The sequence below is a fragment of the Pseudomonas sp. PDM26 genome (assembly GCF_019219185.1).
In the GTDB taxonomy this organism is placed as follows: domain Bacteria; phylum Pseudomonadota; class Gammaproteobacteria; order Pseudomonadales; family Pseudomonadaceae; genus Aquipseudomonas.
The window spans coordinates 144,873-168,510 of sequence record NZ_JAHUWC010000006.1 but is presented as its reverse complement, the minus strand read 5'-3'; the positions used below and the strand labels follow the sequence as shown (position 1 = coordinate 168,510).

The following is a 23,638-nucleotide window of genomic DNA, read 5'->3' as shown; positions in this document are numbered from 1 at the left end:
GCAGGATATTGGTCCCCCGCGCCGCGCCCAACCGCTCAGTGATGATCACCAGGTCCGGTACCAGGACGCCTCCCGATCGGAGATCATCAAGCAGGCCGCAACTGCCATCAGGGCAACCAGTGCTCCTCAACCGCCCACAAAGGCTTGTCCTGCTGCAGGGATTGAATTGCCTTGATGTATGCCTCATAGGTGGATTGCGAGAAGATCACCCAGGAGTCCCCCAAAGCTTGGGCGTCGAGAAGATTCTTCCGAAATTCCGCGTACTCATCCTGGTCTGCAACCACTTCGCAGAATGCGCTCAAGCCAATAAGCAGTTTTCTGTCAATTGGCGGATGCAGACGCTCAACCCGTTCGTCATCGTGGTAGCCGCCACAAACCAGTTTTGACTTCAGATAGACGTTCACAAGCTTCTGCGCACGGCCATAGGTGCAACGAAACGTCTCATTCTTTCCGGTTTTGTGGTGCACATAGGTCGCCGGTCGCGCTGCACGTACGGCCTCGATTCGCTCATGTATAAACGCGTCAATTCCCTCCTTGCATGGGAGGTCCTCCGGTGTGTTGATGTCGCGCATGCCGGCAGCTTCCAGCATCCGCTGTGCGTACGGAACGGAATACCCTCCACCGTCGCCGCCACTGCGCGAGTAGGCCCGCCCAGCGGCCCACACGGCGAAACGGTGGGCATGCTCCGCAAAAGAATAATTGGACATCCGTGGCTCCTTCAATGCCCTGGCTGGTTATTGGCAGGTGCAGAACTCATGCTCATTTTACTTTTAGCCGGAATTGTTTTGGCCGTGGGTGGACAGGTTTACACACGGATCAAGTCGATTAAAAAGCCATAATCAGCCGGGTATAGGAAATTCCGCTACACCATCAGGCTGCCTCAGTCGGGGGCTTCGGCAGCCGACTGAGCATAAAGCCGCGTCAACACCTTTTCGCGATTGACGCACTGCTGTAGTGGCTGACCGTTGCTCGGCACTTTTACGTCACTACCGTAGTGCGTCTAATCTTCAAGCCTTCTTGCTATTGATTGGTCCAAGAAAGCGTTGTTTGTTCCCTGCAACGTATTGCTCAAGGGACTCGTTAATCAGGACAGTGATCAACGAAACCTTGGAAGGCTCTTCGGTGATGAATCCGAAAGGAATGGGAACCTGCGAAAGTTCAGGAATTACAACATGGTAGAGCACAACAGCACACCGACCCTCGACGATTATGGCCTCGATCGGGGCCAGTGTTTCGCACTCGATGAAACCATGAAGGAGGTCCTTTGCGTCGGAGCAATCTGACTTTGCTCGTTTGACGCCAGGCATATCCCACTCGTCTGCAAGCGGGACTAACAGTTTCACGTCAAAAATGTTGTGCTTGTCCTTGTTATTTTTTGCTTTGGTATTCGCGAACTCTGCGAAGGCACTGCATATCTCTCCATGGCGCGCAGATTTGCCCCACAGTCCGTGTGCTGCAGGCGCGAGCCATGTCAGCTTAAGTGACCTATCCAAGGGCGAACGTTGAAGTTCCTTCAAATGCTTCCGTAGCAATGAAGAGACCTTGTCCCAGTTTCCTTGCAGGTGAATTGACCCGAACACCCTGTCGTCTGACAGACTTGAAGACTTAGCCGCTCGGTGAAGAGCGCTCAGATCTACACCGTTGGATTTCAAGTATTCATAGGAAGCCGAGTCGCCCAGATGGTCAGCTAGGGCTAAAACTTGGTCCAAATTGGTTGTCGCAACTTGTCTGCGCAACTGCTCGGTCCGTTGCCGAATGTAGTACTCGTTTTCACGCAGTCCGCCTTTGGCAATGAACCGCACTTGTCGCGCATCCGGATCGATTGCAGCACGCTCCTCGACCACCTCCCACCCTTCCTGGGTCTTCTGCGCATCAGCTACCTTGTACAGTTCGGGAGGCATACGCTCTTGGCCGGATCCACCTAGGTCGCCTGTGCGATGAATTTCGTAGATCTGATTCATGAACGCACCAACAGCCAGTCTGCACGAATCTGTCAGCGTGGCTGGCGCAGCCTGCAGTTCAAGGGTACGCCTCGACTCCCTGGATTTCATGCGTCGCCCCAGATAGCTGAGAGCCACGAGGTCAAAGGCGAACGTCTGCTGGCGCTCCTGCTTGCGCTTGACGATGGGCGTTTCGTGGCTTTCAGAAAAAAGCCTGAGCCCCATTTCAGTAAGTTCAGCCCTGCCATCTGGGCGAATGCGTATTTCTCGGCTCTGGAGGAATGGGGACAGGGCTGTACTGAGTTCCTTTTGGGACAACCCAAAGTATTTAGCTATCTCCGCTGGTAGTAGGGCAGAGATCTTCAAGAGGCGTAGTAGGAACTCTGGCACTACAGGAAGCCCCCCCTTGTCAACGAGGGTGTATTCAAAGCGGAACTGCTGAGCCGGCACCGCGAAGTCGATTTCAAAGAGAACAACAGGATTCGTATCCATTACACGATCCCCTTCTCGCCGGCAATGTTGGTTATTTTGTAGTGGTTTGTTTTATCAAGCCTGGTCTGGATGTAACTGGCGACCTTTCCGAGGGGAAGGCTGGCGTTACGGTCACTCCACATTTTCAAGCTCCCAACAATAATAAGCCGTTCCTTTGCGCGAGACATCGCGACGTTGATCCGGTTCGGTATAGACAGGAATCCTGGGTGCTGATCAGGCTTCGCCCTCGTAAGCGAAATTATAATTACATTATTTTCCTTGCCTTGATACGAGTCGCAGGTTTCTATTTTAACGAGCTTGCGGAAATCTTCGGACCAAGATTTCTCCTCGAATCTTTTACGAATAAGTTTTCGTTGATCTCGATACATACAAATCACACCGATCGGTGGTTCTTGTGTGCGCGCCATTTCGTCAATCATACCGGTGCAGAATTCAGTCGAAGCCTCGATTTCCTGCAATAGCTTAATGATGGCGTCGGCCTCAGCGCTGTTGGAAATGCTTTGTCCGCCGCTATCAAACGCCTTGTTTCCAAGGCCGCTAGTGTCCAACCAGGTGACGATGTGAGAGAGGCATGCAGGAACACTCTTCGCGTAATAAGCAGGGCTCGGCCTGAATCCGTTGGAAAGCCTGTTGTTGTAAAAAATCTCACTAACAAGATCGCCGATCGGAGGCAGCATTCGATACTGAGTCTTGAGCTCAGCACGAGCAGCCTGGCCGTAGGGTGATTCGAAGACCCGTTCGAAGTCGCTACGCATTACACGCTGAAATTCAGTTGAGTTCACAGAAATACCCAACGCTTTGGCGATGGCTTTCTTGTGTTCGTCCTCATAGGTGGGGCTCAGCTGGAAGTGGTCACCGACCTTAAGGATGCGGGAGCCAACTTGCATCGCGATCGCCAGCTCGCTCGGGGAGGATCGTGCAGCCTCATCAATGATGACCCAGTCGAAGTGAGTCGTGGCCAAGTTGAGGTGTTGTAGTCCTATCCCAACACACGTACCGCAAACGAGCGTCCGGGAGCGCATGAGGAATTCGTCGTAGTTCGCTCTATTGCTGGACAACCGCTCCATGAACTCCTGCGAGAGTTTGATCAAGTCCTGGCACTGTTTGAATTCTGGTGGACGGACACCGTGGGCAGATTGGATGCTCGTGTACACGCGCTCTAAAATATCTTGCGGGGGTACATCGTCTAACGGGCATTCACCGAGATAACCGCGAGCCGCCTGCTTCAATTCATCAGCAATGGCGTCCTTGAGGGCTTTTAACGCCTTTTTCTCGGCACCTTCCTCGGCTGACTCTATTTCTTTATCCAGTGTTCCAAGGGTTTTGACCTGTCGCGCTATTCTCTGGTTTACGTCCACCATGAAGTTGACGAATTCCTGGCTCAGTCCGAGCGAGGAAGCTAAATTGGAGACTCGCTCTTTCAGTTCCGCGCTGAAGCTGTTCCTCTGTCGCTCGATGATATTTCCGGAGTAAGCATCAAGTAGCTCCTCAGATACAACTTGGCTACGGTTACTAAACCGGACGACATCAAGGTCAGTTCCCAAGCGCCGGCAGTGAGTTCTAATTCTCTCTGCCGCTGTATTCACAGCCTCATGAGACTGGCTCACAAGTAAAATATTTCGGACACCCAATTTTGCAAGCAAGTAATGTACAAACGCAGCGATGAACTCAGTCTTGCCAGTTCCGGGAGGCCCCTGCAACAAATTGATAGGGCCAGTTGTAACTATATGGGTAAAAGCTTTCTTTTGTGCATCGTTCAGACCAATTACGGTGCCATCGGAAGTTGTTCTCTCGTAAAGCGCAAAGTCTTCTTCTGTGGGAGCCTGATCATAAACTAACGGGGCTAATTCGCATCTTTCGTCAAAGTACTGCAGCAAATCAGGTATCACAGATTGGCGATTGATGATCCGGTCCATTGCGCTTCGCCGGCGGATCAAAGAGGTCTTGTTCTGCTGGCTTTGAAGGTAAAGCACTGAATCTGCCTTCACACGCAGAGACTTCTGGGACGCGGGGACGTAAACCGCGTCGCGCAGGCTCTTGCTCAAGTCAATTGCGCCAATGTCGAAGTCGCGATCGCCCTCTCTGAGAATCAGTCGGATACTGTCGTCAGCTTCGAAGCCCTCAAGCGCTTTCGATTCCATGGAATAGGGGATCAGTAACCCTACGTTGTCTCTATGGAAGCGAGGTTCCGCAGCCACCCGGAAAAAAGGCTGAGCTTCCAACTCGGTCGACGTGAAAGTTTTCCAGATCTGGCTGACAGGAAAGACTTTGACCGTCACACCCGCTAACTGTGGGTCATCAACTGGTAGGCCGTTATCGGTGTCCTCACCAGTGATCGACTCTTCTGGTGTCTCGCTCTCTATCAGGACGGCCTGTTTCCGTTGCTCGGTTTCCAGGAATCTAGCCGCAAGATCCGTGAATGCCTCGTCTTGGCTCAGGAATGCGCCGAGGGCTGAGGCATCGCTCACCGCGCCGGCCGAGATGTCGAGCTTTACATAGAGGTGGTAGTCAGCGTTTTTTTCAAAATAGTGGTTGACCCGTTGTTCCAGGTGCGGTTTGAGCAGCTTGGAAACAGATTTGGTCCTAGGGTCGAAGAAGGCAGAGAACTGGCCTCCAATACCTGCGAAGACGATCTCCAGGCTTCCAACCGGGGCTTTTGGGTTCGGCTTGAAGACAACGTAGACTTTCCCGTTGTCCGGGAGGATTTCAAACGATGTGTCGCCCTTGACTGTGACATCGATGGTCCTGAGTGTCTGCTTGGGTTGGAAGGCTGCATTGAGCGCGTCCGAAAACCTGTCCAGCGACATGAAGCCCGACTCGGCCTCGGCTTCAACTGCCACGGCGTTTCTCAGCTCCGCAACGTCACTCTCTGCTGGCTCGTTCCAGTCCATCCCTAGTAACTCAAGCACCATTCGCATTACGGCGAAATTGTCGCTCTCAACCGGAGTGCAATTCTCTACGAGCGGGCTGTATCTGGTATTTGCAGGCCGCTCGCCAGTAGGAGAGAAGTCTGGGTAGTCGAGAAGGTACAGCTGAGTCGACTCGTAGTTCTCGCCCAGCGCGACCTTTATGTTTTGAGGGTGGAGGTCACCGTGGCTGAGCTGCAGTTCATGAAGCTCCTCTGCCGCCTCGATCAGGCGCTTGGCAACGGACAGTGCATCAACTGCTTCCAAGTCCTTCAACTCGCTCCAGTGAACTCCCTCAACGTACTCGCTGACCAGGAAGGGGTTGCCACTTCGGTCGTAACCGAAATGATCCAGCTTGGGAAGAAAGTGGGGGCTGCTTGCTTTCAGGCGTTCGAGGGTTTCGAAGAAGGACATGAGCATTGGTCCTTGTCCGTCTTGTGGATCCCTGGCATTGAGAGATGGCCAGGACTTCACAATCCACGGGCCCGAGCGGTACAAAAGCTTCACGGCTGAATCCGTGATCGGCTCATCATCTTCGCGATAGGCAGAGGCCAGTCGCACATCTGTGGCAAAACAGTCGAGCTGGCGCTTGTCGAATGCGAAGCCGGCAGAATCGTCAGGGGTGGCCTGACTCAATGCCTGCAGAAACTCGTTGGCGTTTTCATACCGGTCTGCGGGGCTGTGGTGAAGCGCCTGGCGGATTGCCGGCGCATACCACTCGCTTGACGCTGATATTTCCCCCACCACGCTATTGATGTAGGTGTCATCCAGCTTGAGGGGCAGAGGCTTGGCCTGAGCTAAATGCCAGCTCAGCAGACCGAGCGCAAAGACGTCCCGCTTGAAGGGTGTCGAGTTTAGACTGGTGTTGGGCTGGTCCTCTGGCAGCGCGATGGTCCCGATGCTCAACAGGCCTCGAAGGTCTCCCACCGTGCCTATGGGCTGGTGGTAGGCGCTGATGAAATTTGAAAGCGCGATACCTGAGCCTGGTGAGAACCAAATGCTGTGATCACCAATGTCACGGTGAGCGATGCTGTGCCCATGGAGGCCGGAGAACTGAGCGAGTAGGATTTTCAGAAGATGCAGGCGCTCGCTGCTCTCCTGACGAACCACAAACCTGTTGATGAACTCGTTGAGCCTAAAGTGGTTATCCGGCATCTCGAACAGTTCGGAATACTGTTCTGTGATGGCATCCCGGCTCACGTTCCCCTTGAACCGAGCGCAGCGGTTTACGAGGTCCTGGTCTAACCGCTTCAAGTAGACGAGGATTTCGCGCTCTCGCGAAAGAATCTTGAATCTTCCCTCGGTGGTTCGGGCAGTGGGGGAATCCAACCTGGAAAAGTCCCACAAGCGCAGCATCGCGTGATCATCTTTGTTGTTGATGTTCACGGAGTCGAATTCGCTATATACCTTGGTGGGGTGCATGAATACCGCCGGCGTTTTGGCGCGGTAGTCGTCGACGACCAACTCTTTGGGCTTTACCGAGCCTTTGCCCAACAGAGCGTCGAACACGTCAAAATGCTTGTTCAAACTCCCACGCTGACTCCTCGGGTACCGCTGCTTGAAGCGCTGCTCATCAGCAAGACTGAGGAAGTCGTCCAGCCGCATGACGTAAGGCTTTTCGTTATCTGGCAGTTCGAAGGTACAGTCAGCACTGAGGACAACGCAGAATTCGACCCAAGGTATTTTTCCCCCAGGAAGTTTGGTCTTGATGGCCTCCAGCTTTTTCTTGAACTCGAATGCCTTCCGTCGAGTTTTTTCAACCGGAGATGGTCCTTGCTCCTTCCCGTTCTGGAGCCACTTGCCGGCATGAGAGGTGATCTTCCCTTTCCAATGCTTGAGTTCGACTACAAGCACCATGCTGTGCAAGACAATGACGAGATCAAACTCACCTTCTGAGCCGCGAGAGTTGGCAAACCGAAAGCCCGCATAACCCTTCCACGGGTACATCGATGCAGTAGGCTCAGGCTTTTTTAGTCCCTTGAGAACATCGAACGAATTTCCTTTCGCAGGCCCCGCGACAGGCTGCGCTGGCGCTTCATTGGCCTGGAAAGCTTTAGCCATACTCTCGATCGCTTCGACTTCGAAGGCGAACAGGCCTCCTTCCCAATACCGAACTTCCATGCAGCCCTCCACTGAGCCTTTAGTTCCGTTGTTACCGTTTAATGGCACAGTATATGGCTGTGCACCAAAAAGGTAGCCAAAGGCCATTTTCACTGTGGTGTGTTTGATATCATGAGTGGCGGGGTGCGGGAAGCGGAGGGCGATAGGGGCTTTCCGGCATGGCAGCGGTACGCTGGGGAGGTCGATTGAGGCTAGGAATTAGCCATCTAAGGGCTCAAGCGACGCAAACGATGGTGTGCCTTTGATCCTCCAGCACCGCTGGAAAAGCCGCACCCAAAAGACAGTGACCGAAGGGAAAAAATCGACGACGCAGAATCACATCGTTGTCTACGGCTATCGGCTTGTTCTGACTCCCGAAAAGCTCGCGCCCGGCCAGTTCGAGAAGTCGCACAACGTACACACCCAGATCCAGCTTGAGCAAATCGTTGAAGGCCAGGACGGCCAGCCAAACCCGCAAAGCGTTGTGAAGGATGTGGCCATGGCTGTTGGTGAGCCAACCAACCTCGACTGGTCCATCAATGGCGAGCAGTACCAACTGACGTTGTGTTTGATTTCGCCAGAGCCCTCAAGCAGTAAGCCGGTTCTGCCCGTTAAGGGGGGCAGACTGCACATCTTTGACGGCAGCCTCTCGCTACTATTGCCCCATCACGCAACTTGAAAGACGTGGTCTGCGCCGCCGTCCGCTCGCATGATCCTTCGACTCATCTAACCGCAAGGACGCCCCAATGACCGCACTATCCATTGCTACCACGGCCCACGCTGCTGCCCTACCCCCACGACCTTGCCGGCGAGTGCGAGACTCCCGTAAAGCGGATAAATTTGTCTTAAGCACCCACACCACAATCATTGACGCCCTGGATGAAATCGCGAGAAGCCATTGCCGGAGCGTCAACTCAGAAATAATCATGGCGGTTACTGAGGCCCTGGACGGAAACCAAAGGACTACGTTCGACCGTCAGCTCTACGTGAACCATCTAGGTGAAGCCCGGGCCAGTTTGATCCTTGTTGGTGTCCCTCATGTCGACCTTTCCGCAATGCGAGGGGACCACACGACCACGGTCCGTCTTCCAGACGGCATTCGGGAAGCTGTAGCGATGGAGGCAGGGATTATGCATTTGTCCATGATGGCGTGGATGCTGAAGGCGCTTCAGTGCTGGATCAATGACCAACGCGATATTCACGCACTGCAAAACGCCTGTGTTGAAACTCAGCATCAGGACAGAACGAACGTTGCGTGACATAAACAGAGCACATGGGAAGATCCCTCTCCCTGTACCACGTGAGCCTCGCGACGCAGGCCTCACGCAGTTCAGTACTGCCAAAGGCCACGCAGCGCGGACAGAGGCAGTCTGTTCAATTTCGATATCGCGCAGGCAGCGTGTCCGGCATCCTGCTCGAGACCTAGGTGATCACCTGGCTTCTAAATCAAGGCACTTGCACCTGAGCCGGACTCGCTGACGTGCGGGATGATGCCGGTGGTCCAATAAGGCGGTTTGGCGATGGGGGCTGATAAAAGCCCTTGGTATCGGCAAGAATTTCCTTCACTTCCTCCTCGATTACCTCCCTCGCCCTCTCCGTCAACATCTGACGGGCTGCCGCGTAGTGAGCGCCAAACAGCTCATATGAACTGCGTGGGTACGCAAGAGGACGCCAGTAATATCCAATGCTGCGCAGCACTCTCGATGACAGGAAATAGCCGGCACCGAAGAACGCCGCAATGCCAAATACTGGGGTGTGCATGACATCCAGGTATTGTTTGTATTCCACAAACAACGCAGCAATTTCCTGGGTCTGTTCCAGGTCATTCAGCATCCAGAAAACCATCGGTCGTACCCCAAAAGCAATGCCAACCCCTCCCAGGGCGGCGAGCGTAAGCAAGCCGACCTCTTTCATTGTCTCCTGGTGACGATCGTCTTTGACGTTGAGGTAGACTCGCAAGATATGGGTGAAAAGCAGGCTGTTAAGCATCAGATTTGGGCGATCGAGCGCTGAGGTGTAAAAGTCCAGAGCAAAGTACAAGCCCACAGTCCCGATGACTGAGAGTACTGCCCAGAAAATTTGACGTCGTAAAACGTCGTTTCGTTGGTGAGTTGTCTGCAAGGCTGTTTTTCCGTGTCTGTTGCGGACGCGAACACCGCGCCTCGCTCTGCCTGTGTCGATATTGTGTTGAATACATGCCAGCGGTTGAAGCGTCTCATTGATCAAGAGGCATGCAAGCTCAAGTTCACCCCGCGCCTGTGGGTTGGTCTGAGCGCACAAAGGCCTTCGAAAGAATCTTCTTTGGGAAGGGAGACTTTCCAAAAAAGACTCTCGGCGGAGTAACCCGCCGATGTCTTAGATGTTGGAGCTGGTGGGAATCGCATCAAGTTCGTCGATGCAGCTAAGTCGAAATGCGGCTCCTGCAAGCAGGACCTGGCGCAGTTCGCAAAGCATGTTCTCCAGCAATGCTTGCTCATAGCCAATTCGGCAGTGAGCGAACGAGAACTGCAATAGCTGCTTTGTCTGATCTGGTGAAAACAGCATTGCGTCTTTCTTGCTAAAGGACCGGTTGAAGTCGCTGTACGGCCCACCCTGTAGCGCGCGTTCATCCTCCTTGTCGAGAGGGTGAAGCTTGTAGCGGATAGATATCGCTCCCCGCTTCTTGCCCACCATTACGAACAGGTGAGCACCGTCTGTATCGATTACTTCCTCCTTGTCGATCCAGTGGCGGATAACAGGCTGGTTGGTAGCGATGTCGTAGCCCAGGGCAACGGTAACCCGGCTGATTGCGGTAATGGTCATGGTCCTCTCCAATTGAGCGAGCCATGCCCCCAGCGGGGCATAGGCCCGCTAGGGTTTAGTAGGTTGTGGCTTCAGTTCGGTTGAACGATCAAGCCGTAGATTTGATCCGGGTTTATAACGCCGGACCCGATCGGGTCTTGGAATCTATTCAGCGGGACTCTGGCGCATCAATCGCATCGGCATCGTATCGGCGATCCGTACCTCAGCATTTTTTGAGAACTCGATGGCGCCGGCGATGAGATCTTCTGTCGTCACCTCGCTCCGTGGATTGAGGCTGTACCAGACAAAGAACCCTGTTGTACTGAGGACGTTGTTGCCCTCACTCGTGTATTCACCACTAAGCTTGCAGCACTCGTCGGGAGTGTCAGTAAAGTACGCCAAAGCGGTTCGCTCGCCCACCGCAGTTTGAAACGACTTCTTTGCCACTGCAGAAGTGTGATTCATGCTGATCTCATCTACGGCCTTCCAGCCGGAATGCAGCAGTCCCTGCAGGATTGCCTGTTTCATTTCGTGGTAGGTCATATTGGAATTTGACATCTCGAAGCTCCATTTGGACGGAGCTTGCCCCGGCAGGGACATAGCCCCGCGAAGGTTGATGTGCGCAGAGTTGCGCGTTGAGTGCTGGTGACCAGCTGACTACATACCCAGACATGTAGGTACGTGAGAGGCTCAAATGTTGCCTTAACCATCTAACCGCGGCAAGAGCCTCTATCAGGTGCGACAAACAGATGATGGAGGCAGCCGCTGGCCACACCTATGACCGCCGGCGGCCGATAGCCTATCAATCGCTATCCGTGCCGAGTTGAGGGTCAATTTCAACGAAATTCCGACGCAGGTAACTTTCCATGAAGACGTCCTCAATCGCCCACTCACCATACCCAAGGTTCCCAACCAGGTCGCGGCGTTGCAGGCGCTTCAATGCAGTCTGAACGGTCGCGGCGCTGGGAACGTTGCCACCGGGCATCTCACTGCCGATCCACTCACGGCCCTCGGCGGAGAATACCGAGATTCCCTTCACAAGCCCGACAAGGACAGTGAAATCCAGAGGAGCCATCTCCAGGATCAGGTTCTCGAAGTTGCCTTCGTCCGTCATGGTGTTCCAAGCTCGTTGGTCTGCATCTCCCACGCTGAGCCCCTCTGTGAGGCACAGCAGGAACACGTCGCGAATGTACTTTGGCATGTAACCCCGGGCAGCAAAGCGCTCGAAAGCGGCATTGACGTTCCACTCCCTGCCGGTGATCTCCAGGAACCGCTGGCCCAGATGCTGCACGAACTCCAAGCCAAGGTTTGGAAATTGAATCTCGTGGCTGAACTGGTAGAACGGTGCTTTGGTTTGACGAAACATGCGATGGAGGCCGTCCTGAGAGGACCCGGTGAACACTGCAAAAACCTCACCGTGCGCCTGCTGCAGTAGCGAACGGAGCGTAGCGGTCAGATCCTCGAATTCCTTCTTGCTCGCCAGGTGCTGCACCTCGTCGATGATCAGCAGCGCCTTGCCGTTACCGAGTATCCGGAAACGCTCAAAGAGCTCGATCAAGTTCAACCCCCCCTCCTTCGCCAGTTCGGCCTTCACCGTCACTCCGTCAGTGCCGGCGCCGGCCTCCACCGACTGGACGATAGAGCCCGGTCGCATAAGCTTCAGCCAGTTGCGTCGCAAGAACCCGGCACCGTGAATGGCTTCATACAGCGCACCAGCAATCACCCGCTCAGGGTGCGCCTTGTCAAACCACAGGTCTGCCGTGGCAACGATAAAGCCGTGTGCCTTGGCAATCGGTATCAGGTCGTTGATGAGGAACGTGGTTTTGCCCTTTCGCCGAGGTGCGAATATAGTCGCGGCATTCTGCAGACGCGACTCGAACGTGGCCAAGATTCCTTCGGCCAGGTGGGTGCGGGGGAAGAGCAGCGCGTCCTTGGTTTCTGGGGTCATTATGGGCCTTTATGCCGAAATTCATAAATTAGGAATTTCCACATAATTACGCATAATTTCCAAAATTGGAAGAGGTTCGGCGTTCCGAAAATGATCGCGACAAGGCGCTGACCTTGGCCGAAACGGCTGCGCGGTACCGGTCAATCGATGCCGTGCGCGAGGGTGTTGCAGTTTCACGACCCCATCATAACCTCATGTCACTGACTTAATGAGGTACTGACCAATGACCACTCAAACTCCGAAAGCCCAAGCGACACGCGCAGCTAAGCCTGCGACCAAGATGAACACGACCCAGCGCAATCAACTGATCACCAGTGCGATCTTGGAAGCAATCACCGCGGGCAAGGGCAATTGGATCACCGGTATCGTCCCGGCCGTGACCGCTCTCAACGTCACCAAATCGAATGATGGCCTGAAAGTTCGTAGCTGCCTCAATACCCTGATCGACAAAGAGCTGGTCTATCGCGTTTCGTTCACCTCTGAAGAACTCTACGACTTGACCGAAAACAAAGTCAGGCCCGTTGAGCCTGAGGGCGGGTTCACTATCCATCACGCGTTCGCGAACGGTGACTTCATCAAAGCCATTTCCGCCGCACATTGCGCTGCGTACGAAGACGAGGAAATGCCTGAGTCTGTAACCTGCAGCGTCACCGGCATTACGGTGTACTTGAAAGTCGAAAAAGGTCAGTTCGTCGTGTCTCTTGCAGACGGAACTGACGTTTCCGGACTGTTTAACGCGGCGCTTGATAAAGCAGTTGGCATGGCGTGACGAAGTGAAAACTGTTGAAATCCAGCACCAGCATTGAAAAGGACATTCACGTGACCACCAAAGCCCAGTTCGACGAAGCTGCTCAGCGGCTGCTAGGGGAAGAGAAGTACGCCAACCTGCTCAAGTCCGGCTATTCCCGCCCGGACTTCTGCCGGGAAATTGCCCAAGACGCGTTCGTGGACAACTTGCTCTGTCCGCCGACCAAACTGGACGACTTGGACCGCGTTCGCCGTGTCGCCAATCGCCTCTGGAAAGGTGATGGCGTCACTGGCTTGGACGATTAGCAATAGACCACCACCCACCGCCCGCGCCTGCGGGATTTGTAGAGGTAGCGGAGTTTTACCGCCCACCTAAATTAATAGCCCAACAGAGAGTCGAGGAAGCCGTGAAGGCAAGCGAAGAGATCACCAGCCAGATCTGTGATGCGATTCCTGAGGTCACGCCAGAGTTACTGGAAGCTGTTTTGACGGTTGCCGGACAAGATAGCCAGATCCTTTTCATTCAGGGTGAGGGGCAGCAGGTCATTGAAGGCAAGACGTCCTACCCGGATTACCTGCAGGTCGAGATCACTGATGCGCAAGAGGCCATGAACTTGGCGCAGCAACTTTTGAACGCATGCTCCGCTGCAATCAGCAACGGTGGAAAATTGCGATCCCCTGTGACACTGCTCATTGCCGGGCAAGCCTTACTGAGCGAGTAAGCAGGAAAACCAGAATGAAGCGCCGAGTGCATTTGGAAGTTATCACCTGTGCAGCCACCGAGGCAGATCCCGAAGGCGATTCGGAAATTGCGTGTGGCACCCAGGCCGATTTTGATGCGGAGCATCTTACAATTTACCCGGATCACGTGACCTGCAAGCGCTGCTTGAAGCGCATGCAGGCCGAACGCCGGCCAGCATAGAGATAGACCATGAAAATCAAAGTGGAGGTCTCTGACGCAGATCTAGGGGCCATGCTGTGCGAATCGTTGGGAGAGTTCGAGCAAGAGTTTCGTAACCAGCTCGATAATGGCGTCGTTACCGACGATGGCGGTGCAGGTTCTGACTGGATGAGCGAATACAAACTGGAAATCGTCAAGGTCTAGGAAGAGATCGCTGCCACCCTCCGGCCCTTGATTGGGCCTTTGAAGTTACAGGTCGCGGTTTTCGCGCTCGCGAAAAACCAAAAGGAATCGGTCCTATGAGTCAGCTTGTCGAGGCGCTACACGCAACCGTCGCACAATGGCGATTGAGCAATCAGGATCGCCGTGGCGGCGTTGTACTTGTGTGGCAGGGCGAAGTCTACGGCTGGAAAAACTGCTTGCGGGATGCGGTTCACGAACGCCCAGGGGCCTATGCCGTTGACGAAGCCGGCCACGTCTTCATTGCCGAGGGTGGTGATGATCAAAACGGCGCGAAATGCTGGGTTGTTGTCGACCCAGCCAGCTAAGGGAAGTGAGCGATGCCAATCAAACCGGACACCACGTCCCGCATCCACCGGCAATTGACCACTGAGACGAACGCAGGGACTACTGCTCATGTCGATTGAAACCTACAGACAATACCGCCGTATTCTGAAAAACACCCCGTTTAACGGGAAATTCATGGAGTACAACTGGGGAGAGCTCCCGGAGAGCGTTGACGCGATGTGGATGCCCTACATCCAAATGTTCAACGAATTTTCTCGCGAGCTTGCTAACGTGGTGAACGAATTTACCCGTTACACCCATCAACTGGCTGCGTGGAGCGATTTATTAGCGCCTCTGGATGATCGCAAGAAGATGAACGCCATCTTGGAGTTTATCAACCCGGTGGCCACGGTGGCCATCAACCTGCCTTATGTGATTCGCTCACGGTTTATCTTTGCCACTGCGCACCTTTCCCACCAGGCTAATCGAGAAAAGCTAGGCACTGCGTGGAAGGACACGTTTCCGTTGGATGATGAGGTCTTCTTCGACGCTGCAGATGCTCACGCCAAAGGCTGGCGACGGTATAAAGTTCTCAAAAAAAGGATGGAGGGAATTGGGGCCAAGAAATATCAGAAGGCCACCAACGATTTCAGGAACGCTTACAACCACCGTTTCTCGCCCCGAATTGAGGTTGGTATTACTCAAGTGGCTACCCGTCACACCAAGCCGGATGGCACTATTTTGTATAGCTTTGGTGGCGTTTCCCCACTTCCATTAACCAGTATCGTCACCCTTCTGGAGGCCCAGTGTCAGTGTTGCTATCAGACTTTTGAGGCCTTCAAGCTATTGATCAGGGAGCACGAAGAAGCCATCAAGTCATACTGAATCGGGTTCAAAGATGAGATTGCAAAAGCCCCGCCAATGGTGGGCTGAACAACATGGATTGATGAGGGGAAACATATTGAACACGAAAATTATTGCGCTAGTTGGGGTCATCCTTTGCATCATCGGCCGAGTCACTTTGGGATCTGACGCTGCCACATGGTTGGACGCGTTGGGCATCATCATCGGGTTTGGCGGTTTCTGGATGCTTGCCCGCAGGCCAACTCGAAGTGCATAGGGGAAACGCGTGGCTATCTACGAAGAAATGCAAGCTCAGCTCCAGGAACTGGTGGACTTGGTGATGCAGGACGAGCAGTACACCGCTGCTGTCGCCTACGGCGCGATTCAGGCCGATCAGGACAACGCCCAGACCCACCAGCGGCGTGCAGCTCGCATCGTCGAATTGAAGCGCAACTACGGGCTCAAGTGAACTCTCGCTGAACGACACAGAATCTGATTAAGGAGTTGAACACGAATGAGCGAAGAGGATTTGAAGCGGCAACTGGTCGCCCAGGTTAAACATCAGACGCGGTGGATACGCAGGGCACCGATGTTGATTGGTGTTTTCGGTGGAGGGTTAGCGCTGTTGGGCCTTTGGCATGCTTCAGGGTCACTTATCACTCTTGGCACTTGCGCCGGGGTTGCTGGTTTCGGTGCGCAAGCGGTTCTTTGGTACGGTCTTCATGACGAGGAAAAATTATGAAAGAAGTTGCACTTAGCTGTTTAGCGGTGCTGGCCTCTATGGTGTTTTTTAGTTTATTTTGGGCACCTTGGGTCGAGTTGATCACTCAGTCGTCGGCGGACCTTGCAGCCGTGAAGGGTTGGATCTGGTTGGCAGGATTGATCGCGTTCGGGGCGATTATCGCATATTGGACTTGGCCACCGCTTGCAGCCATAAAACTCACTACCAAGGACCACGCATCGGACTGACAGTGGTCGAAGTTCGTCCCCCCACGGAGCGACATCAGAAAGCGTTCATTGCCCAATACTGCTGGTCGGGGACAGTCCCTGAACGCTTTACCAATGTGGCTACGAATCCTGCTTGCCAGCCCCTCGCTACGTCATGCTTGTGTGCTGAATAACCGCCTCGGTTTCGAGCGGCCTGGTACCCCGGCACGAGGGAAAATTGAGGCACCCAAGAAACACACTGTTCGCTATTCCACCGTTGGTGGAGCGCGGGTACCGGGCCGTCATACCGCCACCGCACCGGGGGCAACTGGGTGAATTGTTGGAGTTCGACGAAGGTGGGCACTCCTTCGGTGCATCACCAGATGCTGGCGCAACTTGACTGACGATTTCGCGGTCGGCCTCTTCCAAAGAATCTTCTGCCGGAAGAGTTACCCTGCCCAGGTCAGGCTGCTTGAACCACTGAATAAGCCGCTTCCCGTCGATCAGCTGCAGATTGGTCCCCTTCGCAAACTTCCAGGCATCATTGGTATAGGCGCCAGAGGTGACCACAAACCCTCCAGTCGCGCCACGCGCTGACATCACGCCATAAAGCTCGCGGACGACCTGTACTCCCACTTTCGAGGCTCGCCACTGTTTGCATTGGACAAGGAACACCTCCCTGCCCTTACGCAGCACCAGGTCGACACCACCATCAGGCCCCTTATCCGTCTCCTGAACAGTGAAACCCTGTTTGCGAAAGGCTTCGCCGACCATGTTCTCGAATTGCTCCCAGGTGAGGTTGCGGATAGCAACGCCAGGCTCCTGCGCCGACCCAATGCGGCTGAATTTTCGAGCCCTCACTTTGCGCTGAATCCACCCAAGGATTCCCCCCAGCAGAAATACAGGTGGGATGGCGTACTGCCCGATATAGGCGACCAGCCGCAGGATTTGTTCCGCGATCGCGGGGCCAAGCTCACTCCCGGGCATCACTGACAACGTCTGTAATTCCGTACCACCGTAATACCGTAGGAAGGCAAACGAGCCACCGGCAATCACCAGATTCGCCCAGAGCGGCATCTTCATCGCGATATTGAGCAGATCATCAAGGGTTGAGGTTTTGCGCCGGCTGGCCATACGTTGCTCCATTGAGGGAAGAAGCAATCATGGTCCCTTGCAAACGAGCAAGGCCGGCAATCAGTGCCCTGGTAAGGGTTGCGAAGAGAGACATCGGCTACCGATTCAGGAGGCAACATTGGTGGCTGGAGTCGGGCGTCAACGACCAGGTTCAAAGCCGCCGTGGGACATGCAGCTGATCCAGCTCGTTATTTCAAGAAGGGCTTGAAGCGTTTGTTACTCGGGTAATGCAGGGGTTGGAGCAACGAGTCACTCTGCTGCGTCCATCGTCGCCTGGACCTCCCTGCTAAAAGCATCGCTATCGTCACTGGAAAGCACCCCAAACGACTCTAACTCCAACAGTCGCCCATGGATCAGGCCCTGCCTCCAAATACGAAGGTCCGGCTGTTTCTCCGCTAGAGCTCGGGCAAGATCAATGCGCAATTCGGCAAGCTTGCGTGCCTTAAGAGCGTCTGGCGTTTCGATTCCACTCATGAAGGTGCTCCATGGAGTTGGTGTCGGATCCGTGGTTCTGGACTAGCTCTAAGCATAGACCCGGTGCTCGGCCGGTTGGCAGCAATTTTCAGTCATCAAACCGGTCATCGTCGTCCTTCCAATGGCTGAACAGATCGTTCCAGTCATCATTGGGGTCGTCTTCAATCACATAGGATTTGGTTGGAGGCGCATCAGCACTCGGAAACAGATTGAAGAAAAGCACCGCTGGAATCGAGGCACATACCAGCAGTACGAGAGATAGCGCAATGGCCCACCCCGGGAAATGTTTCAGGGCATACACCGCAAAAAATGAGGCGGAAATAGCCAAGGCGATCGACCCAAGTCCCTTACCAATCAGTTTTACAGCTAGGTTCATTGTCTCGCGTCCATTCCCAGTGGCCCCTAATTCAACGCTTAAAGCGCGTGCACCACAAGACAGTTCCCAAAGGTGAAGTCTTGTTGATCGATGAGTCCATCTTTCATTGATCTGGGACAATGCAAACAGGTCATCCGCCCTGGTATTCAGCACCAACTCCTGCTTCGCTTGGAAGCCCTAAATGTAACGAAGAAGATGCCAATCACCAGAGCCAGCCGGGGGCAACTTGACCCTCATGAGGGTTTCCCCGGGCAGGCTTGCATTTGCGCTAAGTCACGGACAATGCATCACACGTTTCGCCCTCAGGACCCTGTGATGCACCTATGTGAAGAACACACCACCGATGCTGTCATCTCTGCGGCCATTGCGTACCGGAGATCCAAAGAAGAGCGACCCCGGCCAGGTGACGGTCGCGTTGAGGCTTTGCTCGACGCAATCGAGGGCTGCTGGTTCGAACTGCCGGCGGGCCGGAACCTGTGTTACACCCACAGCCAGCATCTTCGGACAGCAAATTTGGTCCAACATCTGCCTGCCGTGACCAGCGTGCAAGAACGATCGCGCTCCTGGTCAGCAATGAAGCGCCATCAATTGGGCGACAGGTTCACTTTCGTTTTCGGTCTCCCAAACACCCTGCCTGACATTGTGCAGAGGGCAAGAGGTCTCCCCTACGGAGGGCCGAGACGCCCCCTCGAATTCACCGCGGGCAAGTATCGAGCTATCGACTTGCTCCAGTGGTTACAGGACGCTGTAGCAATCACAGACCAGCTGAACGCGCTCATGGATGCTCTTGAGCCAGAGTTCATGTTTGACACCCAAGCGGACATAGAGCAACAAGTGGCCCACTTGGCGGCGCATGGGCAGATGCATTATCTGGACAAGTACCTCTATGCGCTGCGGAGGAGGTTTCTGTGGCGAGAGGACGAACGATGGCTGCGGGAGGTTAAGGCGGGTGCGATCAGCATCAGCGAGTTTGACGCACGAGTGGCGGCCCGCGACGGTCAACGGGAGCAGGACAATCGCTTGCATTGGCAGAGCGTGTACGAACGGATCCGCCAGCTTGCGAGCTATTTGGAACACACAGGCAGCTATCACCATGGAACCCTAACAAGGCGTCTGCGTGAGCGATTTGGCCGCTCAGTCCGGCTCCTCCGTGAGCACTCTTCAGGAGGGTTGATCCTCGAACTCGATGGCGGCCCAAGTGTTGGGAGTGGTCAAAAGCTCGAGGACGGGTTGGCCCTTGTCAATTTTGTCAGCGCACTGGCTGATGAGGTGAAGGAAACCCCTCCAGATGTTCACTGCTACTTTGCTGCAGTGGATCAAGCTTCGACACGACTCAATGCCGCCTCCTCCCCATCGATTCCGACGTGTCGGCGCATCGAGACGATCGAGCTGCAGGATGCCGGCCTTATCTGACTTGCATATTTTCGTTCGTGCATACCCTGGAGGGGTTCTTCACCTTCAGGGCTCTGACCATGCAATTGATCGCCTCCACCCTCTTCCAGGATGCCGTCCCGGTAGCGTCACCCATCATCGAACGCTCGTTTCCGGAGAAGGTGGCCGAAGCTATTGCAGTGATCAAGTCCCTGATCCTGGCCGGAAAGCGACTGGTCGTAGCCAGTTCCTTCGGAAAGGACAGTTCGGTAACTCTCGCCATTGCACTGAAGGCGATGGAGCAACTGAAGGCTGAAGGTTTCGAGGTCCCGGAACTGCACGTGTTGAACAGCGACACTCTCATTGAGAATCCAAGGGTCCATTCGTACAGCAAGGACGAAATCCGCGCACTGAAGGCTTACTCCGAAAGGAACGGGCTGCCTGTACGCATCTGGGTTTGCAGCCCCAACCTCTCAGAAAATTGGCTGGTCTCCATAATCGGTGGTCGCACCGTCGCTTCGTTGCCCGGGAACTCGGCCAAATGCCAACAGCAAATCAAGGCATCACCGATGGATCGAACGAAGCGCCAGATCAAGGCAGTCATCGAGCAGGAGATGGGAGGCGACTTCGCCAGCGATACCATCATTACACTGATCGGCACCCGCCGGGATGAGTCGGCCGTCCGTGGGCGCAACATGGCCACCCGCGGCGAAAGCGCCTTCTTACCTGTGAACATGGCAAAGCCGGGGGAGAAAAGTAACTGGGTCCTCAGTCCCATAGCGGACTTCACGACCATGGATATTTTCACGTTCCTTGCCGAGGTCACCAATGGCCGTCTGGACACCTACTCGGACTTTTCTCAACTGACCGAGGTGTACCGGGACTCGACTGGGGACTGCATGGTGAACGTGATGATTCGGGACGGGGGTGTTGAGCGCAAAACCTCCTGCGGCGCCCGTCATGGCTGCTGGATATTATCCGCCCAATGAGCGTTTTGTTGACTATTGATGTATTTCGCACCTCCAACAGCACCGATGGGATAGTGAGTCAACAAAACATAAAAAAATGCATAGTCAACATAGCAATTATTAGGAATATACTAAGTGTTGATTACTGATTTAATTATCCGACTCACGAACTCACTGTTGCATCAGTCTAGGTTTTGTGCATAAATAGCCGCAGCAGCAGACCCAGCGAAGGTCTGTTTGGTCCATCAGCTAGTTCGGCTTGATACACTTCAGCCAATCAATAATTCGGCCGTGTACGGGTGATCAGCGTTGACTTTGATGTTTCATAATCAAGGAAATCGTTGATATGCCTCATACACTCGCTTCCCCTGTGAGTTATCGCTCGCTTATCCCGCTCAAAAAAATTGCTGTCAGCCCATTAGTTGTTTGGGACAAATTAAACCAGCTTAAACCACAAAAAATCATATCAAAATCATGCTGCCCCTCATCATACATATTGAGGAAAGCAGTATGAAAGTCCGTGAATTTAAAAATGCTGACGGAATACCCACAGCATTAATCTTCGACGACAACAAACCTGTGTTTTGGGCTAACTATTGGCTTATAAATCTAAAAAGACAAGTCAGACCTAAATCATTAATTACCTATAGCTATGATATCTGCATAGTGATGTTATTTTTTAGATATAAAAAAATTAACTACATAAAAAGATTCAGAGAAGGAAAATTCCTTACCAACGGAGAGTTATCAAAATTACGTAACAGCTTGATGGAAACCAAGAACACTATCGAACGCCGAATTTCAGGATTAGGCTTCATCAATCAAAACAATGTATGTAACTCAGCATACGATAGAAGATGCCGACTCGCAAAACCTTACTTACTGTTTTTGGCCGAAGAATTATTGATTGACACCAAGGCAGAGAAAGGAACGGCAATTGTTGATTTTTCAAATCGACTTGAGAAACAACTTAGAAGCAGTAACTCTAGTGATGATAATTGTGTAGAGCCTTGGACACAAGATGACTACACAATGATGGATCGTGCAATTAAACAAAACTTTAATCGCAAATCTAAATTTTTATTGCATAGGGACCTTGTCTTATTTCACCTACTACGAGAACTCGGGGTCAGAAATAGTGAACTACTTGGAATAACCATTGATTGTTTTGATCGAAAAAAGCACGGATATGTAACAGTAAGAATAGAGTCAAACTCAGACTTGAGCACGGACCCTAGATCTTCGCCTGCCACCGTAAAAACATTAAACAGAGAATTAAAAATCTCTGACGCCTTATGGACCCTTATCGAAAGATATATTATCGAAAGAAACAAAATAAAATCATGCATAAAACATAATTTTTTGATAATTGGAATATCTGGCGCTCCATTATCGAATGATGCAGTTGGTAAAATATTCAATCTATTGAGCAACAAAACTAAAAGAAAAATAAATCCGCACAGCCTTCGGCATTCGTGGGCATGCAACTTTATATTTCGAGAATATGAAAAGGCCGATGGTTTCACGGGACGCGATAGAGAGAGAATTATTTCCAACGCTCTAAGTATTCTACGAGTTCAGATGGGGTGGAGCTTGCGTTCAAAGATGCCAGAGCACTACGCCAGATACGCATTTCAAAAAATCGGGAACGACCGATTGTTTGCAGAGGATAACATATTAAACACAAAACTAATGATGGGTAATCCTCATGAAAACCTCTAAGAAATCTGACTACAAAAGCGAAGCTTTCGAAGAAATAACTGTTTACCACCAAAAAACCCAGCTCACCTTTAATGTTGGGTCTACACTCATTATTACACACGAGTCTCTTCGTAGAAAAGGATATATCGAATTCGATCCGATGCGAAAATACCTAGAATTCGAAATTATAGAATCATTTCGCAACGAACTATGCTCTAGGATTGCAGAAAGTTACTCCCTATCCTCTATTGAATCTTACTGCAGCAAATTAAACGAACTTTGTAGAAAGCTTGAAGACTTCAGCTTACTGAATAACAAAATTATACGAAAAATAAATGAAACCAACGAATTATGGTCAATCTTCATAGAATGGCTAAATAAGAACCAGAACTTAAAAGGTTTTTTATCTTCATGTAACGGTGAGGATGGAGTGTTATGGAGCGAAGAGTACAATTTAGCAATTGATATGATCAGCAGCGCGAATTACAAAAAATTAAGTCCTGTTAGAGCGGCAGATCCAACCAATGGCGCACTGACTGAGCTTGAAGTTAGAGATGTCACATTTGCGATCTGCAGTGGATATGAAAAAGGTTTGCTACAACTCGAGCATCTAGCGATTTTCTTTCTTGCTTTAGTACTTGGATATAGACAAAGTCAAATCCTAAAGATCAAGTTAGACGACTTGACTTACAGTCAAACCCAAAAGAACTGGATATTAAAAATCGAGATCATCAAACAAAAACTCAAAAGCAAATCTATTTATAGAAATATAAGACTCCCACCCTTAGTAAACACACTGATCAATTATATGATTCCAATCTGCCGGAGCAGAAATAGAACTTACTTAATTCACAAATCCGTGGGTATTGCTGGACTTGTGATCCCCGAAGAAAAAATCAAAGAACTACCTGATATCCCATGCAATGCTTCTGTAATACTGACAAGATTGAAAGATGTGGTTTACGATCTTGGTGTTAGGAGCGACAGAGTTTCAGACGGAAAAATAAACTTAAACTTCATTAGATTCAAACATACACTACTCACGCGCGCTGCTGTCCATGGAGCAAGTATACATGAGTTGATGTTTTTAGGATTACACAGCGATGCTTCGTCAGCCAGTTCATACATTGACTCTATTCCAGAATCTCAGGCCCGAATCAAAGAGGAGTTAGGCTCCTCGCTCGCATCTATTGCGAATTTATTTCTTGGCGGCCCCTATGAGGGTGGATATGAACGGGCAATTATGGAAATGCCCGACTCGATACAGCGCCATTACGGAATTGCTCAAGCTAAACCAATAGGAGTTTGTGGCAGTATGAAAAACTGTACGGATCACGCACCAGTTGCATGCCTACTTTGTTCTAAATTTGAACCTTTCCGAGATGCGCCATTCGGGGAATACAAACAATATCTAATTCAAGAACACCAAAATCAACCTGACATTAAAGTAAAAAAAACTGTTATGGAATATATCGATGCTTGCGACATGTGGATTACCAAACTTAGCATTAAATAGGAGCAT

General features: G+C 52.3%; 26 protein-coding genes. 16 read left to right on the top strand and 10 right to left on the bottom strand.

Annotation, left to right across the window (positions count from 1 at the left end):
* Positions 1-107 precede the first annotated feature (107 nt).
* The 3 genes from KW849_RS14080 to KW849_RS14070 all read right to left on the bottom strand — a co-directional run bounded on the left by KW849_RS14080 (position 108) and on the right by KW849_RS14070 (position 7,459).
* A complete protein-coding gene (locus KW849_RS14080) occupies positions 108-707 on the bottom strand; it encodes a hypothetical protein (protein ID WP_218429921.1) in 600 nt (199 codons plus the stop codon).
* 300 nt (positions 708-1,007) lie between these two features.
* Positions 1,008-2,432, bottom strand: coding sequence for a hypothetical protein (locus KW849_RS14075; protein WP_218429920.1), 1,425 nt, complete (start codon positions 2,430-2,432; stop codon positions 1,008-1,010).
* A complete protein-coding gene (locus KW849_RS14070) occupies positions 2,432-7,459 on the bottom strand; it encodes an AAA domain-containing protein (RefSeq protein ID WP_218429919.1) in 5,028 nt (1,675 codons plus the stop codon). The genes KW849_RS14075 and KW849_RS14070 overlap by 1 nt, the downstream gene beginning before the upstream one ends.
* A gap of 241 nt (positions 7,460-7,700) precedes the next feature.
* On the opposite strand from KW849_RS14070, the gene KW849_RS14065 reads away from it, so the two are divergent.
* Together KW849_RS14065 and KW849_RS14060 are read left to right on the top strand one after the other, a co-directional pair.
* Positions 7,701-8,117 (top strand): hypothetical protein, encoded by a 417-nt coding sequence (locus KW849_RS14065; RefSeq protein ID WP_218429918.1) that lies wholly within the window; start codon positions 7,701-7,703, stop codon positions 8,115-8,117.
* A gap of 67 nt (positions 8,118-8,184) precedes the next feature.
* Complete coding sequence (locus KW849_RS14060) at positions 8,185-8,697, top strand: Arc family DNA-binding protein (protein ID WP_218429917.1); 513 nt, start codon at positions 8,185-8,187, stop codon at positions 8,695-8,697.
* Positions 8,698-8,884: 187 nt separating this feature from the next.
* Here KW849_RS14060 and KW849_RS14055 read toward each other — a convergent pair whose 3' ends face one another.
* The 4 genes from KW849_RS14055 to KW849_RS14040 all read right to left on the bottom strand — a co-directional run bounded on the left by KW849_RS14055 (position 8,885) and on the right by KW849_RS14040 (position 12,167).
* Positions 8,885-9,478 (bottom strand): hypothetical protein, encoded by a 594-nt coding sequence (locus tag KW849_RS14055; protein WP_218429916.1) that lies wholly within the window; start codon positions 9,476-9,478, stop codon positions 8,885-8,887.
* 315 nt (positions 9,479-9,793) lie between these two features.
* Positions 9,794-10,240: a hypothetical protein gene (locus tag KW849_RS14050; RefSeq protein ID WP_218429915.1), complete on the bottom strand. Its 447-nt coding sequence runs from the start codon at positions 10,238-10,240 to the stop codon at positions 9,794-9,796.
* A gap of 144 nt (positions 10,241-10,384) precedes the next feature.
* Positions 10,385-10,777: a hypothetical protein gene (locus tag KW849_RS14045; protein ID WP_218429914.1), complete on the bottom strand. Its 393-nt coding sequence runs from the start codon at positions 10,775-10,777 to the stop codon at positions 10,385-10,387.
* A gap of 244 nt (positions 10,778-11,021) precedes the next feature.
* Positions 11,022-12,167 carry an ATP-binding protein gene (locus tag KW849_RS14040; RefSeq protein ID WP_218429913.1) on the bottom strand — a complete coding sequence of 382 codons (1,146 nt, stop codon included), beginning with the start codon at positions 12,165-12,167 and terminating at the stop codon, positions 11,022-11,024.
* Positions 12,168-12,390: 223 nt separating this feature from the next.
* On the opposite strand from KW849_RS14040, the gene KW849_RS14035 reads away from it, so the two are divergent.
* From KW849_RS14035 to KW849_RS13990, 10 genes are all read left to right on the top strand, one after another.
* Positions 12,391-12,936 carry a hypothetical protein gene (locus KW849_RS14035; protein ID WP_218429912.1) on the top strand — a complete coding sequence of 182 codons (546 nt, stop codon included), beginning with the start codon at positions 12,391-12,393 and terminating at the stop codon, positions 12,934-12,936.
* A 50-nt stretch (positions 12,937-12,986) separates the two neighbouring features.
* Positions 12,987-13,220, top strand: coding sequence for a hypothetical protein (locus KW849_RS14030; RefSeq protein WP_218429911.1), 234 nt, complete (start codon positions 12,987-12,989; stop codon positions 13,218-13,220).
* Positions 13,221-13,321: 101 nt separating this feature from the next.
* Positions 13,322-13,636: a hypothetical protein gene (locus KW849_RS14025; RefSeq protein WP_218429910.1), complete on the top strand. Its 315-nt coding sequence runs from the start codon at positions 13,322-13,324 to the stop codon at positions 13,634-13,636.
* Between the two features lie 14 nt (positions 13,637-13,650).
* Positions 13,651-13,836 (top strand): hypothetical protein, encoded by a 186-nt coding sequence (locus KW849_RS14020; protein ID WP_218429909.1) that lies wholly within the window; start codon positions 13,651-13,653, stop codon positions 13,834-13,836.
* Between the two features lie 9 nt (positions 13,837-13,845).
* Positions 13,846-14,019 (top strand): hypothetical protein, encoded by a 174-nt coding sequence (locus tag KW849_RS14015; RefSeq protein WP_218430087.1) that lies wholly within the window; start codon positions 13,846-13,848, stop codon positions 14,017-14,019.
* Between the two features lie 95 nt (positions 14,020-14,114).
* Entirely contained in the window at positions 14,115-14,363 is a 249-nt protein-coding gene (locus tag KW849_RS31345; RefSeq protein WP_256357219.1) for an antirestriction protein ArdR, read from the top strand.
* An 88-nt stretch (positions 14,364-14,451) separates the two neighbouring features.
* Positions 14,452-15,207: an integrase gene (locus KW849_RS14005; RefSeq protein ID WP_218429907.1), complete on the top strand. Its 756-nt coding sequence runs from the start codon at positions 14,452-14,454 to the stop codon at positions 15,205-15,207.
* 244 nt (positions 15,208-15,451) lie between these two features.
* The gene (locus KW849_RS14000; RefSeq protein WP_218429906.1) at positions 15,452-15,634 is read left to right on the top strand and encodes a hypothetical protein; all 183 of its coding nucleotides are present in this window, start codon (positions 15,452-15,454) and stop codon (positions 15,632-15,634) included.
* A gap of 45 nt (positions 15,635-15,679) precedes the next feature.
* The gene (locus KW849_RS13995; RefSeq protein ID WP_218429905.1) at positions 15,680-15,907 is read left to right on the top strand and encodes a hypothetical protein; all 228 of its coding nucleotides are present in this window, start codon (positions 15,680-15,682) and stop codon (positions 15,905-15,907) included.
* Positions 15,904-16,134, top strand: coding sequence for a hypothetical protein (locus KW849_RS13990; protein ID WP_218429904.1), 231 nt, complete (start codon positions 15,904-15,906; stop codon positions 16,132-16,134). Before KW849_RS13995 ends, KW849_RS13990 begins: the two co-directional genes overlap by 4 nt.
* A gap of 126 nt (positions 16,135-16,260) precedes the next feature.
* Here KW849_RS13990 and KW849_RS13985 read toward each other — a convergent pair whose 3' ends face one another.
* From KW849_RS13985 to KW849_RS13975, 3 genes are all read right to left on the bottom strand, one after another.
* Positions 16,261-17,226 carry a restriction endonuclease gene (locus tag KW849_RS13985; RefSeq protein WP_218429903.1) on the bottom strand — a complete coding sequence of 322 codons (966 nt, stop codon included), beginning with the start codon at positions 17,224-17,226 and terminating at the stop codon, positions 16,261-16,263.
* 249 nt (positions 17,227-17,475) lie between these two features.
* Positions 17,476-17,700, bottom strand: coding sequence for a hypothetical protein (locus KW849_RS13980; RefSeq protein ID WP_218429902.1), 225 nt, complete (start codon positions 17,698-17,700; stop codon positions 17,476-17,478).
* A gap of 88 nt (positions 17,701-17,788) precedes the next feature.
* Positions 17,789-18,076 carry a hypothetical protein gene (locus KW849_RS13975; protein ID WP_218429901.1) on the bottom strand — a complete coding sequence of 96 codons (288 nt, stop codon included), beginning with the start codon at positions 18,074-18,076 and terminating at the stop codon, positions 17,789-17,791.
* Positions 18,077-18,877: 801 nt separating this feature from the next.
* Between KW849_RS13975 and KW849_RS13970 the strand changes: the two genes are divergently transcribed.
* The 4 genes from KW849_RS13970 to KW849_RS13955 all read left to right on the top strand — a co-directional run bounded on the left by KW849_RS13970 (position 18,878) and on the right by KW849_RS13955 (position 23,632).
* Positions 18,878-19,489, top strand: coding sequence for a hypothetical protein (locus KW849_RS13970; protein WP_218429900.1), 612 nt, complete (start codon positions 18,878-18,880; stop codon positions 19,487-19,489).
* A gap of 59 nt (positions 19,490-19,548) precedes the next feature.
* Positions 19,549-20,436 carry a phosphoadenosine phosphosulfate reductase family protein gene (locus tag KW849_RS13965; RefSeq protein ID WP_256357218.1) on the top strand — a complete coding sequence of 296 codons (888 nt, stop codon included), beginning with the start codon at positions 19,549-19,551 and terminating at the stop codon, positions 20,434-20,436.
* 489 nt (positions 20,437-20,925) lie between these two features.
* A complete protein-coding gene (locus KW849_RS13960) occupies positions 20,926-22,137 on the top strand; it encodes a site-specific integrase (RefSeq protein ID WP_218429899.1) in 1,212 nt (403 codons plus the stop codon).
* Positions 22,124-23,632, top strand: coding sequence for a site-specific integrase (locus KW849_RS13955; protein ID WP_218429898.1), 1,509 nt, complete (start codon positions 22,124-22,126; stop codon positions 23,630-23,632). The genes KW849_RS13960 and KW849_RS13955 overlap by 14 nt, the downstream gene beginning before the upstream one ends.
* Positions 23,633-23,638 lie beyond the last annotated feature (6 nt).